The organism is Flexivirga sp., from assembly GCF_051955415.1.
GTDB lineage: Bacteria > Actinomycetota > Actinomycetes > Actinomycetales > Dermatophilaceae > Flexivirga.
In genome coordinates this window covers 1-7,226 of record NZ_JBQCGS010000072.1, presented here as the reverse complement: position 1 = coordinate 7,226, position 7,226 = coordinate 1, and the positions used below count along the sequence as shown (strand labels likewise).

Genomic DNA, 7,226 nt, shown 5'->3' with positions numbered 1-7,226 from the left:
CCTCGAAGTCGGTGTAGACGGGGTTCTGCTTCGTCTTTTCCACGAAGCGCACCAGGCCACGCAGCCGCCGCCGCATCGACTCGAGCATCGGCAGCGTGACGTCGACCCACCACTCGTCGCCGGCCACCTCGTCCAGGAGCGGCGACTGCTCCGCGACCGACGGGATCGCCTTCTTCGACAACAGGGCGCCCGCGATCGCCTGGACCGTCTCCCGGATCCGCTCCGCCGCGACGGCGTCGCCCTCGAGCTGCGCCAGCTGACGACGCAGCACCAGCAGGTCGAAGCGCTTCGCCGGCTCGTCCGGGTCACGCACCGTCGAGGGTAGCCCCGCGAGATGCTCGAGTATGTCGGCAGCGTCCTCCGTGGTCACCGCATTCCAGCGGGAACGATCCGACCAGCTCTCCACCTGCTGCCGGTGCCGTCGCACCAGGAAGTTGTCAAGGTTCATCCCAGCAACGATCTCGTGCAAGCAGTCGGCGTTGGATGCGCGCAGGTCGCGTTCGAGGTCCGCGTGGTCCAGAGCTACGACGAGACCGAGCCGCGACTCGAAAAGCCTTTGGCTGAGCGACTTCTGGAGCGAGCCTTCCGATCCGGGCAGGTCCTGGCTGAAGAACTCCAGGTTGCCACAGCAGTCGAAGACGAAGAAGTCCTTCTTGTCCTCACCGGGACCGAAGAGGTCCGGGGCACCAACATGCGGGAAGGACGCGCCGAAGTCGATTGCGTTCACGACGTCGACCTCGGCGCAGTGTCGTAGGACGTTTGTACGATGGCGTCATACGAGCGAGGGGAGATCGACATGACCAACACACAGATCCAGGCATGGCTCGACCAAGAGGACGCGATGGTGCGCGACTGCGTCCGCAAATACGGCTGCTTCTTGCAATACGTGTTCGCGGCGCCGAAGCCGGAGTCGACGAGTTTCTGTTACACCACAGGGCTGTTCGGGCTCGGGCATCCGGAGCTGATCGTCTTCGGCCTGGATGAGCACTCGGCGAACGGCATGCTCAACTGGTGCTTCGACAGGGTCAAGAAGGGTGAGGACCTGATGCCCGGTGAGATCCTCGACTTCGGCAACGGGTGTGGCCGGGCCCGCGTGGAAGTGTTCCCCAATCCCGGTGACGCGCTCTTCGGGGCAAACCGGTTCTATCAGCGTCCGTCGGACTACTCGGTGCCGGCATACCAGCTGACCTGGGACGTCGATGGGGCCTTTCCGGAGGACCCCGACTACCCCTACGGCCCACACCAGCAGCCACGACCCGGCGACTTTGTGAACGACGTGGGCGGAGACTGCGGATGCGGCGCCTGCTGAGCGTCGCATCCTGAGTCAGTCCGCTGTTTCACCGAGGAGTAGATCGACGGGCTCCGGGCAGCGCGTCAAGCCGCACCTCTCGTGTGCCGCGAACAGTCCAAGATCTCGTCGGACACCTTCACCGCGCACAAGGGTGGTCGATCGTCAGCCGGGAGACGTCAGGACGACTCGGCGATGCGCTTGATGGCCGCCAGAGTCTGCGGGATGCCGCGGTGCGCCTGGTCGGTCCGTTCCTCGATGTGGGCGGTGGCCTCGTCACCGTACTTGTCGTGGAACATCGCGATCCCGTTCGGCAGGAACTGCCAGCTCTCGGTCAGGCGGGTCCCCGCGTCGTCCGGCTCCAGCGTGTAGCCCCACCGCACGTAGTCCTCGCCGACGACCCAGGCGAACTCCCGCGGGCGATCAGCCGCGACGACGCGGGATCGGGTCTCCCAGGTGCGGCCGGGTTGTTCGTTGTGGCCGGTGAACAGGGCGCCGACCTGCCCCGCCTCACTCTCGTCGTCCCACCAGCAACCGGTGCAGATCGGGCTCCACTCACCCGTGCGAGTGATGTCGCTGACGACGTCATACAGGGCTTCCGGCGTGGTCGCGACGACGATCGACTCCCGGTGGGCGCGCGCAGGTTCCTGGCTCATCGCGCGCTCACTTCTTCTGTCGGCGGCTGCCACCGTGCCAGTCCTCCTGCTTGCCGACCGTGCCCTCGGGCACGCCGAAGCCGACCAGCTGTGGCTGCTCCCGCAGACTGCGCTTCAACTCGGCGAAGCCCGGGAACTGCGCCAGCCCCACCACGTGGTCCCAGAGTTCGCCGGCCCGTCCCTGCTCGGGCAGCCGGCTGATCACCGGACCGAAGAAGGCCACGCCCTCCGGCGGCTCGAAGTGGATGATCGGCGTGCCGACGTCCTTGCCGGTCAGCCGCAATGCTTCCTCACCGTCCGCGCGGATCTCGTCGTCCCAGCGTTCCTCGTCCAGCGCATCGGCCAGATCGACGGGCAGACCGGCATCGCGCAGGATCGGTTCGACGAAGTCGCGGGTGCCGCGTCGCTCACGGTGCTGCTCCTCGTCGCCGGTGCCGCTCGGCGGGGGCGTGTCGAAGATGTGCTGCCCGAACGCCGCCTGCAACGCGTCCAGCGCCGGTGCGCCGTGCTCGGCGCGCGTGCGCGCAGCCACGCGCAGCAGCCGCAGACCCGCGGTGTGCCCGGCCTCGTACTCCGGCGGGAAGTGCGCGTCGTAGTCGACGTGCGAATTGATCAGCCGCAACGAGATGAAGCGCCAGTCCACCGTGAGCTGCCGCTCGGCCTGCACCATCCGGACCCATTTGCTGGTCAGCCAGCAGAACGGGCACACCGGGTCGAAGTAGAAACGGATGTCAGCGGACGTCATCACGCCACCGTAACCCCGGCGCACCGAACAGGTCGGCGCCGCCGCCGCGGGAATGTTGCGCGCCCGCCCTGCGCTGCACCGAACGACCGGGTCAGCGAAATCCGCTGCCACCGCACGACTGATAAGGAGCGAGACGTATGACGGCACAAGGCAAGAAGGCACTCATCCTGGTGACCGACTTCGGCGTGGAGGAGCCCGAACTGCTGCGCCCGGTCGAGGACCTGAAGAAGGCCGGCATCGAGGTGACAGTCGCCTCCGACAGCGGCAAGACCGTGCAGACGGTCACCGGTGACAAGGACTGGGCCTCCACCCTCGAACCGGACACCTCGCTCGAGGACGTCTCCGCCGACGACTTCGACATCGTCGTGCTGCCCGGTGGCACGGTGAACGCCGACACGCTGCGCGGCAATGCGAAGGCGCAGGCCCTGCTGCAGGCGATGAGCAGTGCCGGCAAGCCGATCGCGGCCGTCTGCCATGCGCCGTGGACGTTCATCGACGCCGGCCTGGCCAAGGGCAAGACGCTGACGTCATACACCAGCGTCAAGATCGATCTGGAGAACGCCGGCGCCACCTGGGTGGACGAGCAGGTGAAGCGGTGCCCGGCCAATGGCTGGGTCGCGATCACCTCGCGCAACCCCGGCGACCTGGACGCCTTCAGCAAGGCCATCGTCGACGAGCTGGCGACCGTCTGAGCAGCGGCCCGGCTGTCAACCGGGCAGCGGGAATGCCGGTCCGGGGACGACCCGGATCGGCCCCTTGCTGCCCGGCCCGACGGCCCGGCCGCCCTGGGTGACGCGCACGACGTCCTCGTCGGCCAGCCGCCATACGACCGTCCGGACCTCCGCCATCCGGTCCCGCCACGACGACCCGCCCACGGTGCGGGCGACATCGCTGGGACAGATGGAGCGGCCCGCCCGGTGGCGCAACAGGCTGCGGATGACCGCCTCCATCCGGGCCTGACGGTCCTGGTCGTCGCCGGCCTCCCACCACGGGCGGCCCCGTTCCCCCAGCGCCACCTTGGCGTCGCGCACCCGCGGCCGTGCCGTGCCCGGATCGGTCCGCACCAGCCGGCGGGCCGTCATCAACTCGGCGACCAACTCGGCCCGGAACGTCTGCGGGATCGACGGGTCGGTGGCCCGCCACCGGCGCCCGTCGACGACCAGATGATGCCCGTCCGGCGTCAGCCGCGGATCAGGCGGCGACGCCACGGTCCCACGCACCGGCCGGGCTCAGCGGCGGTGTCACCGGGCCTCCAGCGTTCGAGCCAGCCCCGCCGGATCGGCAGGGGTGACGGTCAGGTTGGGATGCCGGATGAGCCCGAGCGGGTCGATGCCGCGCACCGGTGTGCTGAATTCGACGCACAGCCCCTGGCGGGAGTTGGTTGCGAAGGTGAGTCCGCGGTCGGCCAGCGACAGGTGTGCCGGGCCGGCGGTCTTGACGAAACCGTAGGGGCCGCTCAGCGCACAGGAGGCGATGTTGGCGCGCGGAGTCCGCACGCACCACGGTCCGAACCGCGCGACGAACTCCTCGCCGGTCAGCTCGATGTACGAGTGCCCCACGATCCCGAAAGGCCGTGCGGCCCAACGGTAACGGGGTTCGAAGTCGAACTCGAAGACCTGAGTGCCCGGGTCGTCGGCACCCATCAGGACCCCATCGGCGGGTCGAGCCGGCCGGCGAGTCCGCGTTGCTGCTCACCCAGGTAGGCGTCCAGGACCAGCAACGCCCCGGTGGCAGCCGGCGTCACCCACTGCAACCACGAGATCGCCGTGCGATCACGTGCGTGCTGCGCGGACTCGGCGGGGGCGGTGTCGCTCAGGCGCCTGCCCGCCTGCCAGGCCCACGCGGTCGAGCCGAGCGCCACCCCGGTGAGGGTGGTCTTGAGCACCACCGCGGTGGTGGTCGGCGGGTGCAGCAGGACCCGTCGGCGGTTGTCCGCCACGATGCCCAGGCCGGTCAGCAGGTGTGCGCCGATCGCCACGCCCTGCACCGGACCCCACCGCTCCCAGCCGGTGCCGGCCACCTCCGACGTGTCGGCATCGCCGCGCCGGGCCGCCGGATTGAGACCGACGGCTCCCCTCAGCGAGCCGCCGAACCAGGCGGCATTGGTGACCAGGTGGGTGGCGCGGATGGTGGTGCTCAACAACGTCATCGGCTCTCCTCCCGACGACGGCCGGCGACTGCGCCGAGCGCCGTCGTGCACAGTGCGGGTACGTGCTCGGTCCCGGCAGCCTAACCGGCGGCCCGATGCGACGTGGCGTTGCGAACTGCTCGCCGTATCCGAATGGGTGAGCGTGATCCGGGTACATCGCCGTCGATCGATTCCCGGAACGAGAGGTAGGCCGATGAAGGCAGTGACGTGGCAGGGCACGCGCGACATGCGCGTCAGCGAGGTGCCGGATCCGCGGATCGAGGAGCCCACGGATGTGATCATCCGGGTCACCTCGACGGGTCTGTGCGGATCGGACCTGCACCTGTACGAGACGCTCGCGCCGTTCATGGAGCCCGGCGACGTCGTCGGGCACGAGCCGATGGGCGTTGTCGAGGAGGTCGGCGCGTCGGTCTCGAAGCTGCAGCCGGGGGACCGGGTGGTCGTCCCGTTCAATGTCTGCTGTGGTTCGTGCTGGATGTGCGAGCAAGGGCTGTTCAGTCAGTGCGAGACCACGCAGAACCACGAGCACGGCACCGGCGCCAGCTTCTTCGGCTACAGCAAGCTCTACGGGCAGGTGCCGGGCGGACAGGCCGAGTACATGCGGGTCCCGTTCGGCGACTTTCTTCCGGTCAAGCTGCCTGAGGAACACCAGGACGATCGTTTCCTGTTCCTGTCCGATGTGCTGCCCACCGCGTGGCAGGGCCTGAAGTACGCCGCGGTCCCCGACGACGGCACCTTGCTGGTGATGGGCGCGGGACCGATCGGCGACATGGCGGCCCGGATGGGGGTGCGCGCCGGCCACCGGGTGATCTCGGTGGACCGCATCCCCGAGCGGCTGGAGCGGGTCCGCGCCGCCGGTGCCGAGGTCATCGATCTGGACGACCTGGACGGCACTGATGTCGGCTCGGCCGTCCGGGAACTCACCGGCGGCCGCGGGGCCGACTCGGTGATCGACGCGGTAGGCATGGAGGCACACGGTTCACCGGTTTCGAGCGCGGTGCAGAAGTTCGCCGGACTGCTGCCGGACGCCGTGGCCCAGCCGCTGCTGAAGAACGCCGGCATCGACCGGCTGGCAGCACTGCACACGGCCATCGATGCGGTGCGCCGGGGCGGCACCATCTCCATCTCCGGGGTGTATGGCGGAGCCGTGGATCCGATGCCGATGTTCCAGTTGTTCGACAAGCAGATCCAGCTGCGGATGGGCCAGGCGAACGTGCGCGCCTGGACCGACGAACTGCTCGCGATGCTCGTCGAGGACGACCCGTTCGGCGTGGACTCCTTCGCCACCCATCACCTGCCGCTGCAGGAGGCGCCCACGGCATACCAGCAGTTCCAGCAGAAGCAGGACGGCATGGTCAAGGTCGTCTTCAAGCCCTGAGCACGCGACCACCCGGGGCCTGCCGGCCCTCGGGTGGCCTGTCGCGTGCCTCGACGATCGGCCGGATCGCCGCAGCGGACGGGTTACAGATCGACCTGCTCGTTCTCGCCCTCGTACCGCTGCCCGGTTGCCTTCGCCTTCACCAGGTTCGCGACCTGTACGACCTTGCCGCCGGGTGAGTCCCAGTATTCCGCGCTGTCCCCGCTGACATGGATCAGCACGTTGTTGGGATTGTCCGGACCTCCCTCGAGCCACGCATCGGTGAAGCTGTTCCACAGGTCCTTCAATCGGTCGACATCGTCCACGACTTCCGCGCGACCCGCGACCGACACCCACGAGCCGCTGCCGGCATACGCGACATTGACCCGCGGATTCGCCGCGATCGCCCGCGACTTGTGGCTGTCCCGCTCGCCGATGAACCAGATGTCGCCGCTGAAGTCGACATCCTGGGTCGCCATCGGCTTGCTCCGCAGCGCTCCGTCGCCGTCGACGAAGGTCAGCATCGCGACCTTCACGTCCTTCACCAATTCGGCGACCTTCTCGGGCGTACCCGCCTGTGCCATCCCGGCTCCTTCCGGTCTCTCCACGTCACTCACTGCGGCGGTTCTGCGGCCCCCGCTGACGTATGGCGCGCGACGTGTCTCCAGCAGCGATACCCGGACCGGCGCGGTTCAACCGGCCGAACCCACGGCGCCGGCCGCCGGTCCCCTGCGTGCAGCGTCGGACGAGCAGCGCGACGTCGATGACCGCAACGGTCGGTCCGGGATGGCAGCTCGCGAGGAGTGCCCCGCCCGGAATGCGCTTCATGGGATTGACAGTAGGAGGCCGGGGTAGGTTCTGGGGGTGAGCCATCTCGCCGCCGTGTCCGGCGTGCTCCCGGAGCACCAGCACGACCAGCAGGAGGTGACGGCCGCCTTCGCCGCCATGCTCACCAGGGACGATGCCGACCGGCGGCTGCTCGAGCGCGTGCACGCCAACGCCGGCGTGCGCACCCGTCACCTGGTGCTGCC

Annotated in this window: 10 protein-coding genes and 1 pseudogene; 3 read left to right on the top strand and 8 right to left on the bottom strand. The window is 68.8% G+C overall.

Annotation, left to right across the window (positions count from 1 at the left end; translation table 11 throughout):
* Positions 1-727: pseudogene (locus ACTHL4_RS12070) on the bottom strand (DEAD/DEAH box helicase family protein); the annotation flags it as partial.
* Positions 728-796: 69 nt separating this feature from the next.
* On the opposite strand from ACTHL4_RS12070, the gene ACTHL4_RS12065 reads away from it, so the two are divergent.
* Positions 797-1,309 carry a DUF4262 domain-containing protein gene (locus ACTHL4_RS12065; RefSeq protein WP_440283016.1) on the top strand — a complete coding sequence of 171 codons (513 nt, stop codon included), beginning with the start codon at positions 797-799 and terminating at the stop codon, positions 1,307-1,309.
* Between the two features lie 158 nt (positions 1,310-1,467).
* On the opposite strand, the gene ACTHL4_RS12060 is transcribed toward ACTHL4_RS12065, so the two are convergent.
* Both ACTHL4_RS12060 and ACTHL4_RS12055 read right to left on the bottom strand, forming a co-directional pair.
* Positions 1,468-1,944, bottom strand: coding sequence for an SRPBCC family protein (locus ACTHL4_RS12060; RefSeq protein WP_440283015.1), 477 nt, complete (start codon positions 1,942-1,944; stop codon positions 1,468-1,470).
* Between the two features lie 7 nt (positions 1,945-1,951).
* Entirely contained in the window at positions 1,952-2,689 is a 738-nt protein-coding gene (locus ACTHL4_RS12055; protein ID WP_440283014.1) for a DsbA family oxidoreductase, read from the bottom strand.
* A 137-nt stretch (positions 2,690-2,826) separates the two neighbouring features.
* On the opposite strand from ACTHL4_RS12055, the gene ACTHL4_RS12050 reads away from it, so the two are divergent.
* The gene (locus ACTHL4_RS12050) at positions 2,827-3,381 is read left to right on the top strand and encodes a type 1 glutamine amidotransferase domain-containing protein (protein WP_440283013.1); all 555 of its coding nucleotides are present in this window, start codon (positions 2,827-2,829) and stop codon (positions 3,379-3,381) included.
* 15 nt (positions 3,382-3,396) lie between these two features.
* Here ACTHL4_RS12050 and ACTHL4_RS12045 read toward each other — a convergent pair whose 3' ends face one another.
* Genes ACTHL4_RS12045 through ACTHL4_RS12035 form a run of 3 tightly spaced genes read right to left on the bottom strand, consistent with a single transcriptional unit; the run spans position 3,397 to position 4,838 of the window.
* A complete protein-coding gene (locus tag ACTHL4_RS12045) occupies positions 3,397-3,897 on the bottom strand; it encodes a DUF3253 domain-containing protein (RefSeq protein ID WP_440283012.1) in 501 nt (166 codons plus the stop codon).
* A 33-nt stretch (positions 3,898-3,930) separates the two neighbouring features.
* A complete protein-coding gene (locus ACTHL4_RS12040) occupies positions 3,931-4,332 on the bottom strand; it encodes a hypothetical protein (RefSeq protein WP_440283011.1) in 402 nt (133 codons plus the stop codon).
* A complete protein-coding gene (locus tag ACTHL4_RS12035; protein WP_440283010.1) occupies positions 4,332-4,838 on the bottom strand; it encodes a hypothetical protein in 507 nt (168 codons plus the stop codon). Before ACTHL4_RS12035 ends, ACTHL4_RS12040 begins: the two co-directional genes overlap by 1 nt.
* Before the next feature lie 193 nt (positions 4,839-5,031).
* Between ACTHL4_RS12035 and ACTHL4_RS12030 the strand changes: the two genes are divergently transcribed.
* Complete coding sequence (locus ACTHL4_RS12030; protein ID WP_440283009.1) at positions 5,032-6,216, top strand: zinc-dependent alcohol dehydrogenase; 1,185 nt, start codon at positions 5,032-5,034, stop codon at positions 6,214-6,216.
* Positions 6,217-6,299: 83 nt separating this feature from the next.
* On the opposite strand, the gene ACTHL4_RS12025 is transcribed toward ACTHL4_RS12030, so the two are convergent.
* Positions 6,300-6,779: a pyridoxamine 5'-phosphate oxidase family protein gene (locus ACTHL4_RS12025; RefSeq protein WP_440283008.1), complete on the bottom strand. Its 480-nt coding sequence runs from the start codon at positions 6,777-6,779 to the stop codon at positions 6,300-6,302.
* A gap of 25 nt (positions 6,780-6,804) precedes the next feature.
* A complete protein-coding gene (locus ACTHL4_RS12020) occupies positions 6,805-7,023 on the bottom strand; it encodes a hypothetical protein (protein WP_440283007.1) in 219 nt (72 codons plus the stop codon).
* Positions 7,024-7,226: the final 203 nt, after the last annotated feature.